At 63.7% G+C, this 16,107-nt stretch carries 13 protein-coding genes; 6 read left to right on the top strand and 7 right to left on the bottom strand.

Annotated features, from left to right (window positions below; translation table 11 throughout):
- Positions 1-34 precede the first annotated feature (34 nt).
- From HUN39_RS07445 to HUN39_RS07435, 3 genes are all read left to right on the top strand, one after another.
- Positions 35-3,250, top strand: a complete 3,216-nt coding sequence (locus HUN39_RS07445) for an efflux RND transporter permease subunit (RefSeq protein ID WP_175093840.1) — start codon at positions 35-37, stop codon at positions 3,248-3,250.
- Between the two features lie 9 nt (positions 3,251-3,259).
- The gene (locus HUN39_RS07440) at positions 3,260-4,660 is read left to right on the top strand and encodes a TolC family outer membrane protein (protein ID WP_210266900.1); all 1,401 of its coding nucleotides are present in this window, start codon (positions 3,260-3,262) and stop codon (positions 4,658-4,660) included.
- 155 nt (positions 4,661-4,815) lie between these two features.
- Positions 4,816-5,292, top strand: a complete 477-nt coding sequence (locus HUN39_RS07435) for a hypothetical protein (RefSeq protein ID WP_175093838.1) — start codon at positions 4,816-4,818, stop codon at positions 5,290-5,292.
- A gap of 65 nt (positions 5,293-5,357) precedes the next feature.
- Here HUN39_RS07435 and HUN39_RS07430 read toward each other — a convergent pair whose 3' ends face one another.
- The 6 genes from HUN39_RS07430 to HUN39_RS07405 all read right to left on the bottom strand — a co-directional run bounded on the left by HUN39_RS07430 (position 5,358) and on the right by HUN39_RS07405 (position 12,545).
- A complete protein-coding gene (locus tag HUN39_RS07430; protein ID WP_175093837.1) occupies positions 5,358-5,597 on the bottom strand; it encodes a hypothetical protein in 240 nt (79 codons plus the stop codon).
- A gap of 331 nt (positions 5,598-5,928) precedes the next feature.
- Positions 5,929-6,210, bottom strand: a complete 282-nt coding sequence (locus HUN39_RS07425; RefSeq protein ID WP_175093836.1) for a hypothetical protein — start codon at positions 6,208-6,210, stop codon at positions 5,929-5,931.
- A gap of 152 nt (positions 6,211-6,362) precedes the next feature.
- A complete protein-coding gene (gene acnA / locus HUN39_RS07420; RefSeq protein ID WP_175093835.1) occupies positions 6,363-9,074 on the bottom strand; it encodes an aconitate hydratase AcnA in 2,712 nt (903 codons plus the stop codon).
- Positions 9,075-9,166: 92 nt separating this feature from the next.
- Positions 9,167-10,603 (bottom strand): MDR family MFS transporter, encoded by a 1,437-nt coding sequence (locus HUN39_RS07415; protein WP_175093834.1) that lies wholly within the window; start codon positions 10,601-10,603, stop codon positions 9,167-9,169.
- A 71-nt stretch (positions 10,604-10,674) separates the two neighbouring features.
- Positions 10,675-12,252: a RecQ family ATP-dependent DNA helicase gene (locus HUN39_RS07410; RefSeq protein WP_175093833.1), complete on the bottom strand. Its 1,578-nt coding sequence runs from the start codon at positions 12,250-12,252 to the stop codon at positions 10,675-10,677.
- Positions 12,249-12,545 (bottom strand): hypothetical protein, encoded by a 297-nt coding sequence (locus tag HUN39_RS07405; protein WP_175093832.1) that lies wholly within the window; start codon positions 12,543-12,545, stop codon positions 12,249-12,251. Before HUN39_RS07405 ends, HUN39_RS07410 begins: the two co-directional genes overlap by 4 nt.
- A 217-nt stretch (positions 12,546-12,762) precedes the next feature.
- On the opposite strand from HUN39_RS07405, the gene ffh reads away from it, so the two are divergent.
- The 3 genes from ffh (at position 12,763) to rimM (ending at position 15,462) form a co-directional block, all read left to right on the top strand.
- Complete coding sequence (gene ffh / locus HUN39_RS07400; protein ID WP_175093831.1) at positions 12,763-14,301, top strand: signal recognition particle protein; 1,539 nt, start codon at positions 12,763-12,765, stop codon at positions 14,299-14,301.
- 60 nt (positions 14,302-14,361) lie between these two features.
- Positions 14,362-14,721, top strand: coding sequence for a 30S ribosomal protein S16 (gene rpsP / locus HUN39_RS07395; RefSeq protein WP_175093830.1), 360 nt, complete (start codon positions 14,362-14,364; stop codon positions 14,719-14,721).
- A 204-nt stretch (positions 14,722-14,925) separates the two neighbouring features.
- Entirely contained in the window at positions 14,926-15,462 is a 537-nt protein-coding gene (rimM, locus tag HUN39_RS07390) for a ribosome maturation factor RimM (protein WP_175093829.1), read from the top strand.
- Positions 15,463-15,484: 22 nt separating this feature from the next.
- Here rimM and HUN39_RS07385 read toward each other — a convergent pair whose 3' ends face one another.
- Positions 15,485-16,096 (bottom strand): hypothetical protein, encoded by a 612-nt coding sequence (locus tag HUN39_RS07385; RefSeq protein WP_232365972.1) that lies wholly within the window; start codon positions 16,094-16,096, stop codon positions 15,485-15,487.
- Positions 16,097-16,107 lie beyond the last annotated feature (11 nt).

Below are 16,107 nucleotides of genomic sequence, written 5' to 3'. Positions count from 1 at the left end.
CCCAAACTGTCGCCTTGAACGCTAGCGGCCGCCGATGATCAAGAATCTCATCGCCTTCTCGGTCCGAAGCCGTTGGCTCATCGTGTTGTTGACGGCGCTCGTCGTCCCGCTTGGCGTCTGGTCGCTGATGCGATTGCCGATCGACGCGGTGCCGGACATCACGAACAATCAGGTGCAGATCAACGCTTTCGCGCCGGCGCTTTCGGCCTTCGAGATCGAGAAACAGGTCACCTATCCAATCGAGAACGCCATCGCGGGAATTCCGGGGCTCGAATATACCCGCTCGCTTTCACGCAATGGCTTCGCGCAGGTCACCGCCGTCTTCGCCGATGGCGTCGACATCTATTTCGCGCGCCAGCAGGTCGGCGAACGCCTGACGCTCGCCAAGGAGATTTTTCCGCCTGGCGTCGAATCGCATATGGGCCCGGTCGCCACGGGCCTTTCCGAAATCTACATGTGGTCGGTCGACTACGCGCCGCGCGGCAGCGAGAAGCCGGCGCCTGATGGGAAGCCTGGCTGGCAGCGCAACGGCGATTATCTCACGCCGGAAGGGCAGAGGCTGCGCAATTTGCTCGAACGGACCGCATATCTGCGAACCGTGCAGGATTGGATCATCAAGCCGCAGCTGCGCACCGTGCCCGGAGTCGCCGGCGTCGACTCGCTTGGCGGCTACATTAAGGAATATCACGTTCAGCCGGACCCGGCGAAGATCTACGCTCTCGGACTGTCTTTCGCCGATCTCGCCGGCATTATCGAACGCAACAATATCAGCCGGGGCGCGGGCTATGTCGAACGCAACGGCGAGGGTCTCGTCGTGCGCAGCCCGGGACGGCTTGAGTCGATGGATGACATCGCCAAAGTCGTCGTGTCGACGCGCGGCGGCACGCCGGTGCGACTCGAAGACATCGCGGAGGTCGGCGTCGGACGCGAGCTGCGCATGGGCAGCGCCAGCATGAATGGCGAAGAGGTGGTGATCGGCACGGCGCTGATGCTGATCGGCGCCAACAGTCGCGAAGTCTCGAGCGCCGTCAATGCGAAGATGGACGAGATTCGCCGGCTGCTGCCGCCCGGCGTTGAAGTGCGCACGATCTTGAACCGCACCTTGCTCGTCAACGCCACGATCACGACCGTCGCCATGAATCTCGTCGAGGGCGCGGCGCTCGTCATCCTCGTGCTCTTCGTCATGCTCGGCAATTTCCGCGCGGCGCTCGTGACGGCGATGGTCATACCGCTGACGATGCTGCTGCTGGGCGTCGGCATGCATGTCGGAAAGATCAGCGCCAATCTGATGAGTCTCGGCGCGCTCGATTTCGGATTGATCGCCGATGGCGCGATCATCGTCACCGAGAATTGCTTGCGTCGCCTGACGCAGCGTCAGAACGCCCTGGGACGCACGCTCACACTGGAGGAACGGCTGACGACCGTCATCGACTCGGCGGTCGAGATGCGGCGGCCGACGGTCTACGGCCAGGCGATCATCATTCTCGTCTATGTGCCGATTCTGACCTTTTCCGGAGTGGAAGGGAAGATGTTCCATCCGATGGCGATGACCGTCATCATGGCGCTCGCTTCGGAATTCGTTCTGTCGCTAACATTCTTTCCTGCGATGATCGCCATCGCGCTTTCTGGCCGCGTGCGCGAATCCGAAAACATCGTCGTCGAAGGGCTCAAGCGCGCCTATGAGCCGATGTTGAAATCGGCGATGGCCGCGCCTTTGAAGCCGATCGCGCTCGGCGCGGGCGCCTTCGTTCTCGCGGCGGGTCTCTATATGACGTTGGGCGAGGAGTTCGTTCCGACGCTCGACGAAAAGAACCTCGCCATGCAGGCGAATCGCATCCCGAGCGCGTCGCTGACGCAAGCGCAGGCGATGCAATTCGACATCGAACGCACGCTGCGCAGCTTTCCAGAGGTCGACTACGTCTTCTCCAAAACCGGCACGGCCGAAATCGCAACCGATCCGATGCCGCCGAACCTGACCGATACTTTTATTATGCTGAAGCCGCGCGACAAATGGCCTGACCCAGGCCTCGACAAGGCGGCGCTGATCGAAAAGATGGAGGCGCGGCTCGCGAAACTGCCGGGCAACGCCTATGAGTTCTCGCAGCCCATTCAACTGCGCTTCAATGAACTGCTCGCCGGCGTGCGCGGCGACATCGCCGTCAAAGTGTTCGGCGAAAATTTCGACGTTCTTTTGAAGGCGGCCAATCAGATCGCCGGCGTTCTCAATACGGTCAAAGGCGCGAGCGATGTAAAGGTCGAACAGGTGGTTGGCCTCCCGATCCTCGACATCGCCGTCGATAAGGGCGCGATCGCGCGCCTTGGCCTGAGCGTCGCCGCGGTGCAGGACGTGATCGGCGCCGCGATCGGCGGACAAAGGGCTGGAGTGGTGTTCGAGGGCGACCGGCGCTTCCCCATCGTCGTTCGTCTGCGGGACAATTTGCGCGAGGACGCGCAGGCTTTGGAGTCGATTCCGGTCGCGCTTCCCTCGGCGGCGGGCAACACGCCAGTCGTGCTGCTGAAGCAGGTGGCGAAATTCTCCATCCTGGACGGCCAGAACCAAATTTCGCGGGAAAACGGCCATCGCCGCATCGTGGTCAGCGCCAATGTGCGCGGGCGCGACATTGCGTCGGTGGTCGAAGAGGCGCGCGCGAAGATCGAGAAAAAGGTGACGCTACCGCCCGGCTACTGGATTGCATGGGGCGGGCAATTCGAGAATCTCGCGGCGGCCCGGGCGCGGTTGATGATCGTCGTGCCGGCCTGCTTTTTCTTGATCTTTCTGCTGCTCTACTCGGCGCTCGGCGCGACGCGCGACGCGCTGCTAGTGTTCACCGCGGTGCCGCTGGCGCTATCGGGCGGCGTCGCTGCGCTATGGCTGCGCGGCATGCCCATGTCCGTCTCGGCCGCCGTCGGCTTCATCGCGCTCTCGGGCGTCGCTGTGCTCAACGGCCTCGTCATGCGCACCTATATTTCGCAGTTGATCGCGGGCGGCATGCCCGAACGCCAGGCGATCTTCAAAGGCGCGATGACGCGATTGCGTCCAGTCGTGATGACGGCCCTCGTCGCGTCGCTCGGCTTCCTGCCGATGGCGCTCGCGACTGGCACCGGCGCCGAAGTGCAAAAGCCGATCGCGACGGTCGTCATCGGCGGCCTGATCAGCGCCACGGCGCTGACTCTTGTGGTCCTGCCTGCCCTCTACGCGTTCTTCTGTCGTTCGCCAGAGTCAACGACCGTGCAGCAAAGCGGAGGTTGACCGGTGAGCATGCGCGGCGTCGCCTCGGTCCTGATCTGCTTCTTTCTGAGCGGCGGCGCGACGCATGCAGAAACACTAATGGGCGCAATGCTCCGCGCCTATAACGCCAATCCGCAGCTCAACGCCGGCAGAGCCGAACTGCGCGCCATCGACGAAAGAGTGCCGCAGGCGGAGGCCGGCATGAGGCCCCGCGTGAGCGGCGACGCCTATCTCGGCGTGCAGCATAATCGCCTCGTCACGAAGCAGCGCGACGTTGATATCAACGACCCGACCAACACCTCCATCACGAAGAACATTCAAAACGGCGACAGCATTCCCCGCTCCGCCCATCTGACATTCGAACAGCCGATATTCGACGGGTTCAAGACACAAAACCAAACGCGCGCGGCGGAATCGGGGGTCTTCGCCGGACGCGAGCGGCTGCGTCTGACCCAACAGCGCGTATTATTCGACGCCGTCACCGCCTATATGAACGTCTTGCGCGACACGGCGGCGCTCAAACTTCAGGAAAGCAATGTCGCGGTCCTGAAGGAGCAATTGCGCCAGACGCGGGAGCGCTATCAGTACGGACAGATCACCTTGACGGATGTCGCGCAGGTCGAGGCGCGGCTCGCGGGCGGCAAGTCTCTCGCCGGCGCCGCGCGCGCCACGCTTGACGCCAGCATCGGCGTCTATCGCAAGACGGTCGGCGTCGAGCCGACGAAGCTCGCGCCGGGCGCGCCGATCGACCGACTGCTGCCGAAGTCGCGCGACGAAGCGGAACGCATCGCGCAAAACGAACATCCGTTCATCCTCGCGGCCCTTCACGAGGCCGACGTCGCGGATCTCGACATCAAGGCGCTCGAAGCCGACTTCATGCCCAAACTATCAATCGTCGGCGACGTATTCACGCAGACCGATATTTCCGGCATCGGCAACCGCAACGTCGGCGCAAAAGTCCTCGGACATCTCAACGTGCCGATTTACGAGGGCGGCCTGACGTCCTCCCGCGTGCGGCAGGCGAAAGAAACCGCCGGGCAGCGACGGTTCGACGCCGATGTTGCGCGCGCCGAGGTTCTCTCGCTGGTGCGCGCCTATTGGGGCGCGCTGCAGGCCGCGAAAACTCAGATTTCAGCAGCGCAAACGCAAATCGCCGCGGCCGAGCGCGCGCTTTACGGCATAAGAGAAGAAGCCAAGGCCGGTCAGCGGACGACGCTCGAAATTCTTATCGCGCAGCAAGAGCTGCTCTACGCCCGCATCGCGCTCGTCTTCGCTCAGCGCGACCGCGTCGTCGCCTCCTATGCCGTGCTCTCTTCGCTCGGGCGGCTTTCTTCAGGCTGGCTCGATCTTACGCCCGGCGGCTATGATCCGGCGATCCACTTCGAGCAGGTGAAGGATCTCTGGGGCGACCCGACCACGCCCGACCGCTAGTGCAGGTTCCCAAAAAGTCGCATCGATCACATGATTCCATGCGATCGAAAGCGCTCTAAGATTTGAGACGCGCCGCGATGCTGCGATAAGATGCTATAGTTTAAAAAAGACGCGCCGCCGGGCGCGAAATCATAAGGGCTGAGGGAGAGGACATCATGCGAGGCGCTTTCATCACATTCGCCGTTGCGATGCTGCTGGCGTTGCTTTCGGCGATCCCGGCAAATGCTTTTTGCATGTTCGGCTGCAATCCGACTGAAGCGCATGCGCGGCAGATTTTCGAGAACTTGCTGAAGCAGCGCGTCGACAAGCCGTTCAAGATCGTCGAATTCAAACAGACGATGGCCGAGCGTCTCGAGATGCACGCCACCGGTGAAAAGGGCTACGAGATCTTCTTCAATGCGCGGGTCGAGTTCCCGGAAGGCGCCAATCTCGAATGCAAGCCCGAGGCTGGAAAATTTCCCGAAGGCTGTTCGCCGAGCAGTCATTTTGTGACTGCGCCGCGCAGTTCCGATCCGCCGGGCAAGCAATATATCGCGCCTGGGTCGACGGTTCTGTTCGACGAGGAATATCGCTTTTATGAAGCGGGCAGCGGCTGGAAAGGCCCAGACGGCAACGTCTATACGGCGGACTGACCAAAAAAACGGGCGCGCATTGAATGCGCGCCCCGTCTCAACCGACCTCACTCGCGAGGCTCGGCTTATTTATCCTTCGTGTTCTGCGGGCAGCCGCAGGCGGCATCACAGGCCTTCTTATTGGCGCGGACTTCATCCTGGTTGGCGGCATAGTTCATCTTGCGGGCGAGGTACTCGTCGTCGCATTTCTCAGCGCATTTAGCCTGCTTGTCTTCGTCCGCTTTGTGGACGTCGCAATCCGCGAATGCCGGGCTGATCATGCCGGCGACAAGGAGAGCCGCCGTCATAATGGCGTATTTGTTCATTTGGTGGTTTCCTTCACTTGCCCGTTGGGCGTCTAGACTGCGCTTGCGCTCGACCCCTCCCGCCATGGAACAGCAACGGCGTCACATAACGCAATAAGCGGCCGGACGATGTCGTATGTGGCCGCCCATGTCAATTGCGAGTCACGGGCGCGACGTCTTGAGCCGCTTCGTCGTCGGGCGGCGCGGTTCACGAAAAGCTTATTGTTTCCACGTTCTTGACGAACACGAAGACGCGGCTTGACGGCCGACTTACGTTTCATCGGCGCAACGCGAAAAAGGGCGCGCGATCACGCGCGCGCCCTTAGGTGCCGGGCTCAGACTGATGCGAGTCTTAAAGGCCCTTCGAGTTCTCGGGGCACCCGCACTTGTCGTCGCACGCTTTCTTGGCGGACTTGATCTTGCTCATGTCCGCCGTCCAGCCTTGCTGGTCCTTGAGATAGGCGTCCTCGCACTTGCTGGCGCAAACGGCCTGATCGTCCTCGGCGTGCGTGTCGCAGCTGATGCGCGTCGCCTGATTCGGAGCGCGCAGACCGACGCCGGCGTCGAAGGCGAACGACGGCGCGGTCGTCGCCAGGAACAGGGCGGCGACGGCCGTAAGGGCGTATTTATTCATATGTTGATTTCCTCTTCTTCGCGTCGTGAGTTTTTTGTTTTTGTAGAGCGCTGCGTTGAAGACATTGAGATCCGCAACGGCTCGAATTCAACGCAAAGCGCGGGCAACGCTGTCGGAGGACTCACTTTGAGTCAATGGTTTTTTGGCGAGATCTAAGGGACGAGTTGTCGCAACACGTAAGGAAGGATGCCGCCATTCTTGAAATATTCCAACTCGTCGAGCGTATCGATGCGCGCAAGCAACGGCACAGTCTTGGTGGACCCATCCGAGAACGAGATCGAAGCGACCAGAGTTTTGCGTGGCGCAAGTCCCTCGCGCAAGCCATGGATGGTTAAGGTCTCATCGCCTTTGAGTCCGAGCGTGTCCCAACCGGTCCCCTCCGCAAAAGTGAGCGGCACGACGCCCATGCCGACGAGATTGGAGCGGTGGATGCGCTCGAAACTCTTGGCGATCACGGCGCGCACGCCGAGAAGCGCCGCGCCCTTGGCCGCCCAGTCGCGTGACGAGCCGTTGCCATATTCGGCGCCGGCCAAGACGACCAGCGGCGCGCCCTCGTCCCGGTAGCGCATGGCGGCGTCATAGATCGACATGATGTCGCCGCCCGGATAATGCTTGGTCAATCCGCCTTCCGGCGTGAGGCCTTTCGCATCCCGCATGATGTGATTCTTGATGCGGATATTGGCGAAGGTCCCGCGCATCATCACTTCATGATTGCCGCGACGCGTGCCGTATTGATTGAAATCGGCCGGCGCGACGCCATGCTCCATCAGCCATTTGCCGGCGGGCGAAGCCGCCTTGATCGAGCCGGCGGGCGAGATGTGATCGGTGGTGATCTTGTCGCCAAAAAGCGCGAGGACGCGTGCGCCGACGATATCTTCCACAGGCTTGGGCTCGCGCTGCAGACCGACGAAATAGGGCGGGTCGCGCACATAGGTGGACTGACCGTCCCACGCGTAAGTCTCGCTGCTTGGCGCTTCGACGGCGCGCCAATGCGCGTCGCCCGAAAAGACGTTGGCGTAGGTCTCGCGAAACAGATTGCGCGTCACCTGATCGCGAACGAAGGTCGCGATTTCCGCATTCGGCGGCCAGATGTCGCGCAGATAAACCGGCGCCCCGGCGCTGTCGTGTCCGAGAGGCTCTTTCGTCAGATCGATCGCCATCGTGCCCGCGAGCGCATAGGCGACGACGAGCGGCGGCGAGGCGAGGTAGTTCGCCTGCACGTCGGGATTGACCCGCCCTTCGAAATTGCGATTTCCCGACAGCACCGACGCCGCGACGAGGTCATGCTCATTGATGGTTTTCGAGATCGCCGGCGGCAGCGGTCCGGAGTTGCCGATGCAGGTCGTGCAGCCAAATCCCACAAGATTGAAGCCGAGGTCGTCGAGATATTTCTGCAATCCTGACTTCGCGAGATATTGCGCGACGACCTGACTGCCCGGGGCGAGCGAGGTCTTCACCCAGGGTTTCGCCTTCAGTCCGCGCGCGGCGGCGTTGCGCGCCAGCAATCCCGCGCCGATGAGCACGCTGGGGTTGGACGTATTGGTGCAGGAGGTGATGGCGGCGATGACGACGTCGCCATGGCCGAGATCGAAATTTTCGCCTTCGACGCCATAGCGCTGCCCGAGTCCGTCTTCCTTCTTATATTCGCTCGCGAGCGCGCCGAGAAACGCCGAGCCGACGTCGGAAAGAGCCGCCCGGCTCTCGGGACGCTTTGGGCCGGCGAGCGACGGCGTCACCTCCGCAAGATCGAGGCTCAGCGTATCGGTGAATTCGGGATCGGGCGCGCCGGACTCGCGCAGCATCCCTTGCGCCCTGGCATAGGCTTCGATCAGCGCGATGCGGTCGTCGGCGCGCCCGGACATGCGCAGATAGGAAAGCGTCTCCTGATCGATGGGGAAGAAGCCGCAGGTCGCGCCATATTCGGGCGCCATATTGGCGATGGTCGCGCGATCGGCGAGGCTGAGATGATCAAGCCCTTCGCCAAAGAACTCCACGAATTTTCCGACCACGCCTTTTTTGCGCAGTATTTGCGTGACGGTCAGGACGACGTCCGTCGCCGTCACGCCTTCCTTCGGCGCGCCGGTGAGCTTGAAGCCGATCACTTCCGGCGCGAGCATCGACAAAGGTTGGCCGAGCATGGCGGCCTCGGCCTCAATGCCGCCGACGCCCCAGCCGAGAACGGCGAGGCCGTTGATCATGGTCGTGTGCGAATCGGTGCCGACCAGCGTGTCGGGATAGGCGAGTTCGACCGTCTTGCCGTCGATGCGCTCGGTGCGCGTCCAGACGGTCTGCCCGAGATATTCCAGATTCACCTGATGGCAGATGCCGGTGCCCGAAGGCACGACGCGGAAATTGTCGAACGCCGACTGGCCCCATTTCAAAAATCGGTAGCGCTCGCCATTGCGCGCATATTCGAGTTCGACGTTGCGGGCGAAGGCCTGCGGCGTACCGAAACTGTCGACGATCACCGAGTGGTCGATGACGAGATCGACGGGCACGAGCGGGTTGATCTTCTGCGCGGTCCCGCCGAGCGCGACGACGGCGTCGCGCATCGCCGCAAGATCGACGACCGCCGGCACGCCGGTAAAGTCCTGCATCAGCACGCGCGCCGGCCGAAAGGCGATTTCGCGTTCCGTCTTGCCTTTCTCCTCGAGCCATTTCGCGAAGGTTTCGATCGACTCCCTGGTGACCGAACGGCCGTCCTCGTTGCGCAGCAAATTTTCGAGAACGACCTTGAGCGAATAGGGCAGGCGAGAGACGTCTCGAAGCCCGTTTTGCTCCGCCGCCCTCAGAGAGAAATATTGATAGGACCGATTCCCGACGACGAGCGTCTGGCAGGCGTTGAAACTATTGAGAGAAGCCATGGAAGGGTCCTTGCGGCGCGGGAAGGCGGAATCTTTCTAGAAAATTCCATGCCATGGGGGCAAATAGAAAAGACGCGAGCAAAATCGACCCGTCAGCTGCGTCGCTCGCCGCGCAGCGGCCGCTCCTCCATACGCGCGAGGAAAAGCAGGGACAGGCCCACGCAAACGGCAAGCGCCAGAAAAACGAGACGAAAGCTCGAAAACAAAGCGGCGCCGTCGACGTCCGTCTTCATCTCCTCAAGCAATTGCGCGCGGCCGCCGCCAATCGCCAGGGCGGCGAAAAGCGCGACGGCCGCCCCGGCCGCGAGCTGCCGAAAAAATTGCATCGAGGCCGTCGCCGTCCCCAAATCGCGTGAATCGACCGCGTTCTGCACCGAAACGGTGGCGACAGGCAGCATCGCGCCGATCCCGAAGGTCGTAACGGTGAGCAGGGCGTTGAGCCAAAGCAGCGAGCGGCCCGAGCCCATCATCGCGGCTGCGCCCAGCGCGGCGAGAGCGCCGGCGCCGAGCCCGAGGAGCGGAGCCGTCTTATAATGCGTCAAACGCCCCATCAATCGTCCGGACACCGTGGCGCCGGCGACGGTGCCGACCATGAGGGGAATAAGCGTCAGCCCCGATTCGCTCGCATTCATCCCGCCGCAGATTTCGTAATAGATGGGCATCACGACCGAAAGTCCGACGAAGCCGCCGAGCCCAAAGGAGCTCGACAGGATGGCGTCGCGCACGATTCGAAGTCCGAGAATACGCAGCGGAATGAGCGGCTCCTCGGCGCGCGCCGTGCGCCAGGCGAAAAGCGCCCAGGCGAGAGCGGAGGCGGCAAGGATCCCGACGATCGGCGCCGACCGCCACGGATAGCGCACGCCGCCCCAGCCGAGCGCCAGCACGAGAAGGCCCGAGCCGGCGATCAGCAAAATCGCGCCCAGATAGTCGACGCGATGCGGATGGCGCCGCTCCGGCACCCGCTTCAACCTCGAATTGACGATCAGGAGCGCGGCGAGGCCCAGCGGCAGATTGATCCAGAAGATCAGCGACCAATGCCAATATTGCGCGAAAACGCCGCCGAGCGCCGGACCGGCGATGCTGGAGGTGATGAACACCGCAGCGAAATAGGACTGATATCGGCCACGCTCGCGCGGCGAGACGAGATCGGCGACGATCGTCTGCGCGAGCGAGATCAGGCCGCCGCCGCCAAGTCCCTGAACGACTCTCGCGCCGGCGAGCGCCGCCATGCTTGGGGCCAAGGCGCAAGCCACCGATCCGATCACGAAAGTGATCACCCCGATCAAAATGACCCGCCGCCGTCCGTAGACATCGGCGAATTTGCCATAGAGCGGCGTCACCACCGTCGCCGCGATGAGATAGGCGGTCACGATCCAGGGCAGATCTTGCGGGTCCCCGAGGTCCGCCGCGATGGTCGGCATGGCCGTGACCACAATCGTCTGGTCGAGGGCCGAGAGCAGCATCGCGAGGCCGAGCCCGAACATGACCTGTCGCAGTTCGGCGGCGTTTGGCGGCGGGTTAGCGGACATGGCCTCGAGGGAACAGCACGGGGAGCCCTAACTACAGTGTTGCGGCGCCGAACGAAACCCTCACGCCGGCTTTAGAGGGCTTCGCGGATCACCCGCAGCAGCGCCGCCGGCTCTTCGAGCCCCCGCAGCAGCGGGTCGTCGGCGCTTTGCGGCCTTTCGCGCGCGAGGGCGCGCAGCGCCTGTTCGGACGCCACAATTCGCGGCGCCAGCCGGCGCCGTTTTGCGATGGCGAGCCGCTCGGCCTCGAGCGCCCGCAGCAGGCGCGCCTCGGCCACCGTCAGCGGCGGCTCCTCCTGCCGCCTCGGCGCGTCGATCGGCGCTGGCGCAAGTTCAGGGAGATCAGCCTCGCCTTCCGAAATGTCGGCGCGCGCGGCGAAGCCGCTGGCGAGCGCCGCGCGCCAGCCGAGGGCGAATGATGAGAGGCGCCGGGGCCACGCCAGCGGTCCGCCGCGGCAATGGTCGCATCTCCCGCAGGGCCCGCTCTCTTCGCCGAATTCCGCGAGAAGGCGCTGAAAGCGGCAGCCCGGCGCCGCCGCGAGCCGCGCCATCGCCTGCCGCCTCGCGTAGTCGCCGGCGGCCGCGTCGTCTTCTTGCGCCGCACCCGGAATGCGCCAGCGCAGCGCCAGCTCCGCGGGCGAGAACAGCGTCAGCGCGCGGGCCGGCGCGCCATCGCGGCCGGCGCGGCCGATCTCCTGATAATAGCCCTCGACCGAGGTCGGCAGATCGGCGTGAATGATGAAGCGCACGTCTGGCTTGTCGACGCCCATGCCGAAGGCGATGGTCGCCACCATCACCGCGCCCTTGCGGGTAAAGAAAGCGTCCTGGCTCTCCGAGCGCGTGTGGGCGTCGAGCCCCGCGTGATAGGGAAGCGCATCGAAGCCGAGCCGCGAGAGCTCGCGGGCGAGCGCGTCGGTCTTGTTGCGCGAGTTGCAATAAATGATGCCGCTTTCCTTCCCGGCGCCGCGGCCTTTGCGCGCGAATTCGACGATCTGCCGCGGGCCGGCGCGCCTCCGCGCGAAATCAAGCGCAAGATTGGGCCGCGCGAAGGAGCGCTGGAAGATCTGCGGGGGCCGCGCAAACAGGGTGCGTGCGATGTCGTCGCGGGTCCGCGGGCCGGCCGTCGCCGTGACGGCGAGCACCGGCGGGGCGCCGAGCTTTCGCGCAATCTCGCCGAGCGCGCGATAGTCGGGGCGAAACTCATGGCCCCAATGCGAGACGCAATGCGCCTCATCGACCGCGAAGAGTTTTATGCGAATGCTGCGCAATAAATTCTGCATTCCGTCCTGGGCAAGACGTTCGGGGGCGGCGTAAAGCAGCTTTGCCCGGCCTGACGCGACGGCGTCGATCGCGGCCGCCGCGTCGTCATCCTCCTGCATGGAGTGGAGCGCGACGGCCCCGACCCCAGAGTCGGCGAGGGTTCGAAGCTGGTCGCGCATCAGCGCGATCAGCGGCGAGCAGACGAGAACGAGTCCGCCCCCCGGAGCGGCGGCCGGCAGCTGATAGAGGAGCGATTTGCCGGAGCCCGTCGGCATGATGGCGATGACGTCGCGCCCAGTGAGCACGGCCTCGACGACCTCCGCCTGACCCGGCAGGAAGTCCGAAAAGCCAAAATTGCTGCGCAGCAATTCTTGCGCGGACAGCTCCGTCATGGCGCCGCTTGCGACAGCAGCGCTTCGGCGATTTCGCGCCATTCGTCTTCGAGCGGGCCTTTGTGCGGCTCTCGCCCGGCGCGGCGGTACCAATAGAAGGCGTTCGAGAGATCGCCTTCCTTACGATGGAGAAAAGCGTGGACCCACATACTGTCGGGGTCGGATTTGTCGTCGACGCATTTATGCGCCGCATTCCAGTCGCCCTTGGCGTCGAACCAAAGCGCCCGCAGGGGAGGCGATAAAGCCCGCGGCTCGGATGCCGAAAGCGATTCGAGAAAAGCGTCCAGGATCATGGCCTCCAGCCTAAAATATCTCAAAGAGCGTCATGTTAGTCGCAAATGCGCTCGACGTTGACTCCCGCGCGCGCGCCGCCTAAACATCGGCGCACATCTCGAAAGAGAAACCTAGGATCCGCCGAGCCGCCCGAGAGGCGGTAGGCCAACGCCCGGCAGCGCGATGCGCCCCCGGGCGCGTTTTGCTTTGGAGCCTTCGCGCTCGCGGGAGAACAGCATGTTCGAGAGCCTTTCCGATAAGCTCTCCGGCATTTTCGACAAGCTCACACGGCGCGGCGCGCTGTCCGAGGCCGACGTCAACGAGGCGCTGCGCGAAATCCGCCGCGCGCTGCTCGAGGCCGACGTCGCGCTCGACGTCGTGCGCTCCTTCACCGACAAGGTCCGCGACCGTGCGATCGGCGCCGGCGTCATCAAATCGGTGACGCCCGGCCAGATGGTCGTCAAGATCGTCAATGACGTGCTGATCGAGACGCTCGGCCAGGACGCGGAGCCGATCGATCTCGTCGCCGCGCCGCCGCTCGCCATCATGATGGTCGGCCTGCAGGGCGCCGGCAAGACGACGACCACCGCCAAGATCGCCAAACGGCTCAAAGAGCGCCACGGCAAGCGCACGCTGATGGCCTCGCTCGACGTCAAGCGTCCGGCGGCCCAGGAACAGCTCGCCGTGCTCGGCCGGCAGGTCGAAGTCGACACGCTGCCGATCGTGCCCGGCCAGACGCCGGTGCAGATCGCCAAACGCGCGATGGAGGCGGCGCGGCTGCAAGGCTACGACGTGGTGCTGCTCGACACCGCCGGCCGCACGCATATCGACGAGCCCCTGATGGCCGAGATGGCGGAGATCAAGACCTCCTCCAAGCCGCATGAAATCCTGCTCGTCGCCGACGCCCTGACTGGCCAGGACGCCGTCAATCTCGCCCAGAATTTCGATGAACGGGTCGGGCTGACGGGCATTGTATTGACGCGTATGGACGGAGATGGCCGCGGCGGCGCGGCGCTCTCCATGCGCTATGTCACCGGCAAGCCGATCAAGCTCATCGGCGTCGGCGAAAAGATGGACGCGCTCGACGAATTCTCGCCGACGCGCATCGCCAACCGCATTCTCGGCATGGGCGACATTGTCGCGCTGGTCGAAAGGGCCGCCCAGGCGATCGACGCCGAACAGGCCCGCAAGGCCGCCGAGCGGATGGCCAAGGGCAAGTTCGATCTGCAGGACCTCTGCGATCAGCTCGCCCAGGTGGAAAAGATCGGCGGATTAGGCGGCATCATGGGCCTCCTGCCAGGCGTCGCCAAGATGAAGGATCAGATCGCCGCGTCCGGCTTCGACGACAAGATGGTCAGGCGCCAGCGCGCCATCATTCTATCGATGACGCCCAAGGAGCGGCGCAATCCCGATCTGATGAAGGCCTCGCGCAAGAAACGCATCGCCGCAGGTTCGGGCGTCAAGGTCGAGGAGGTCAACAAGCTCCTCAAGCAGCATCGGCAGATGGCCGATCTGATGAAGTCCTTTGGCGCCGGCAAGCGCGGCGGCGGCATGATGGGCAAGGCGGCGCAAATGATGGGGCTTGGCCCCGGCATGCCGACGCCCACCCAGGAAGAGCTGCAGAAGCTGCAGGAAAAGCTCGGCGTGCCGCAGCCAAAAGCGCCGCCTGGCGGCATTCCGGCGGCGCCGCCCCCCGATCTTCTCGCCAAGCCAAGCCTGCCTGGGCTCGGCGGCGGCTTGCTCAGCGGATTGAACCCCTTCGGGAAGAAGAAATAGCAAACCGGCGATTGGCGTCGCCGGTCCCCTCAGTCACCTCAACGCAACAGGAACGAAAACATGTCCCTTAAAATTCGTCTCTCCCGCGGCGGCGCCAAGAAGCGTCCCTTCTATCGCGTCGTCGTCGCCGACTCGCGCTCGCCGCGCGACGGCCGCTACATCGAGAAGATCGGTTATTTCGATCCCTTGAAGGAGAAAGACGCGGCCGACCGACTCGTGCTCGACACGGAAAAGGCGAAAGCCTGGATGGAGAAAGGCGCGCAGCCGACCGATCGCGTCGCGCGACTGCTCGATGGCCTCGGCGTGATGAAGCGCGAAGCGCGCAGCAATCCGCAGAAGGCGCAGCCCAAGAAGAAGGCGCAGGAGCGCGCCGCGGCGGCGGCGGAGGCCGCAGGCGCGGCGGAAGCGCCGGCGGCGTAAAACATGCGCGGCGCTTGCATTCGCTCTCATGCTGAGGAGGCTCCGCAAGTCGGGTGTACTCGACTTGCGCATTAGAAGCCGATCTCGGGCAAGCCCGAGATCGGGGAGCCGTCTCGAAGCACGAGAGCGGACAGCGGCGCGCGCGGCGATTTCCTCGTCCTTCGAGACGCGTGCTGCGCACGCTCCTCAGGATGAGGAAAGCGTATGAAAAGGCCCGCCAAAGGGCGCGTCCTCCTCGGCCGCTTCGGCGCGCCGCATGGCGTGCGCGGCGAAATCAGGTTGCAGAGCTTCACAAGCGATCCGCTGGCGATCGCAACCTATGACGGCCTCACCGATAAAAGCGGGACGCGCAATTTCAGGCTGCGCGCCGTGCGCCCGCAGGGCAAGGACATGCTCGTCGCGCAAGTCGAGGGCGTCGACGACCGCGCCGGCGCCGAGGCGCTAAACCGCGTCGAACTCTACGTCGCGCGCGACAAGCTCCCCGCGCCGGAAGAGGATGAATTCTACATCGCCGATCTCATAGGCCTTCGCGCTGAAACGGCGGAGGGCGTGGAAATCGGAACGATCGTCGCGGTGCGCAATTTCGGCGCGGGTGACATTCTCGAAATTGCGCCAGCCGCCGGCGGCGAATCGCTGCTTTACCCGTTCACCGGAGCCGTCGTTCCGGTCGTCGACATCGCTCAAGGGCGCGTGGTGATCACGCCGCCGGCGGAGGACTCGGCCGAGCCGGATCTACACTAGGCCCCGCCGCGCATCTCTCGGCTTATTTCGGCGCCAAAAGGCGCAAGTCCTCCTCGCCATTCTTTACGTAAAAGTCCTTAACGTCGAACCACACCGTCTGCGGCCCGTTCGGCGTGTCGTAAACGATGACGTCATAAATTCCGCCCTCTTTGACGAAACGCCGCTCCTTTTTTCGCCAGCCGGGATGCTTCAGCTGGATCCAGAAATCCTCCGCCGGAACCCCTTCGAGGGAACTGGCCGCGCCCACGATCTTCACAGCCATTTCGCGGCTGTGGCCATCGCCGCCGTCGAAACTCACGAGCGGTTTTGATTTGAGCCTTTCGGCGAAGCTCTGTTTGTAACACTGAAGGAAGGCGGCGGCGCATTCCGACGGCGCCGAGTTCGCATTGGATTGGCTGCAGCTTCGCAGTTGCAGGAAGCACTTGAAGCACGCGTTCAAGCAGGTCAAAGTCAGTGAATCGCGCAGCGACTCGGAGCCCTTCGCGCCCTCGCGCACGGCCCAACAGGTTTTCTGACAACTGCCGTGCATCTGCCCGACCGTGAGCGTTGGCGGCGCGTCAATTGGCGTCGCGCGCGCCGCGAAGAGGCCGCCGAAAGCCCACAATAGAAAGCCTATTCGAAGAAAGAATTTCATCATTGGCCCCA

The sequence above is a fragment of the Methylocystis silviterrae genome, assembly GCF_013350005.1.
GTDB lineage: Bacteria > Pseudomonadota > Alphaproteobacteria > Rhizobiales > Beijerinckiaceae > Methylocystis > Methylocystis silviterrae.
Note: the sequence above shows the minus strand (reverse complement) of the source record. Positions and strands in the feature narration are given on the sequence as shown.

What these genes read in the sequence shown, in the direction of transcription:
- HUN39_RS07435 (WP_175093838.1), top strand. Translation starts at nt 4,816, where the DNA reads ATGCGAGGCGCTTTCATCACATTCGCCGTTGCGATGCTGCTGGCGTTG.
- HUN39_RS07405 (WP_175093832.1), bottom strand. Translation starts at nt 12,545, where the DNA reads ATGATCCTGGACGCTTTTCTCGAATCGCTTTCGGCATCCGAGCCGCGG.
- ffh (WP_175093831.1), top strand. Translation starts at nt 12,763, where the DNA reads ATGTTCGAGAGCCTTTCCGATAAGCTCTCCGGCATTTTCGACAAGCTC.
- rpsP (WP_175093830.1), top strand. Translation starts at nt 14,362, where the DNA reads ATGTCCCTTAAAATTCGTCTCTCCCGCGGCGGCGCCAAGAAGCGTCCC.
- HUN39_RS07410 (WP_175093833.1), bottom strand. Translation starts at nt 12,252, where the DNA reads ATGACGGAGCTGTCCGCGCAAGAATTGCTGCGCAGCAATTTTGGCTTT.
- rimM (WP_175093829.1), top strand. Translation starts at nt 14,926, where the DNA reads ATGAAAAGGCCCGCCAAAGGGCGCGTCCTCCTCGGCCGCTTCGGCGCG.
- HUN39_RS07430 (WP_175093837.1), bottom strand. Translation starts at nt 5,597, where the DNA reads ATGAACAAATACGCCATTATGACGGCGGCTCTCCTTGTCGCCGGCATG.
- HUN39_RS07425 (WP_175093836.1), bottom strand. Translation starts at nt 6,210, where the DNA reads ATGAATAAATACGCCCTTACGGCCGTCGCCGCCCTGTTCCTGGCGACG.
- acnA (WP_175093835.1), bottom strand. Translation starts at nt 9,074, where the DNA reads ATGGCTTCTCTCAATAGTTTCAACGCCTGCCAGACGCTCGTCGTCGGG.
- HUN39_RS07440 (WP_210266900.1), top strand. Translation starts at nt 3,260, where the DNA reads ATGCGCGGCGTCGCCTCGGTCCTGATCTGCTTCTTTCTGAGCGGCGGC.
- HUN39_RS07385 (WP_232365972.1), bottom strand. Translation starts at nt 16,096, where the DNA reads ATGAAATTCTTTCTTCGAATAGGCTTTCTATTGTGGGCTTTCGGCGGC.
- HUN39_RS07415 (WP_175093834.1), bottom strand. Translation starts at nt 10,603, where the DNA reads ATGTCCGCTAACCCGCCGCCAAACGCCGCCGAACTGCGACAGGTCATG.
- HUN39_RS07445 (WP_175093840.1), top strand. Translation starts at nt 35, where the DNA reads ATGATCAAGAATCTCATCGCCTTCTCGGTCCGAAGCCGTTGGCTCATC.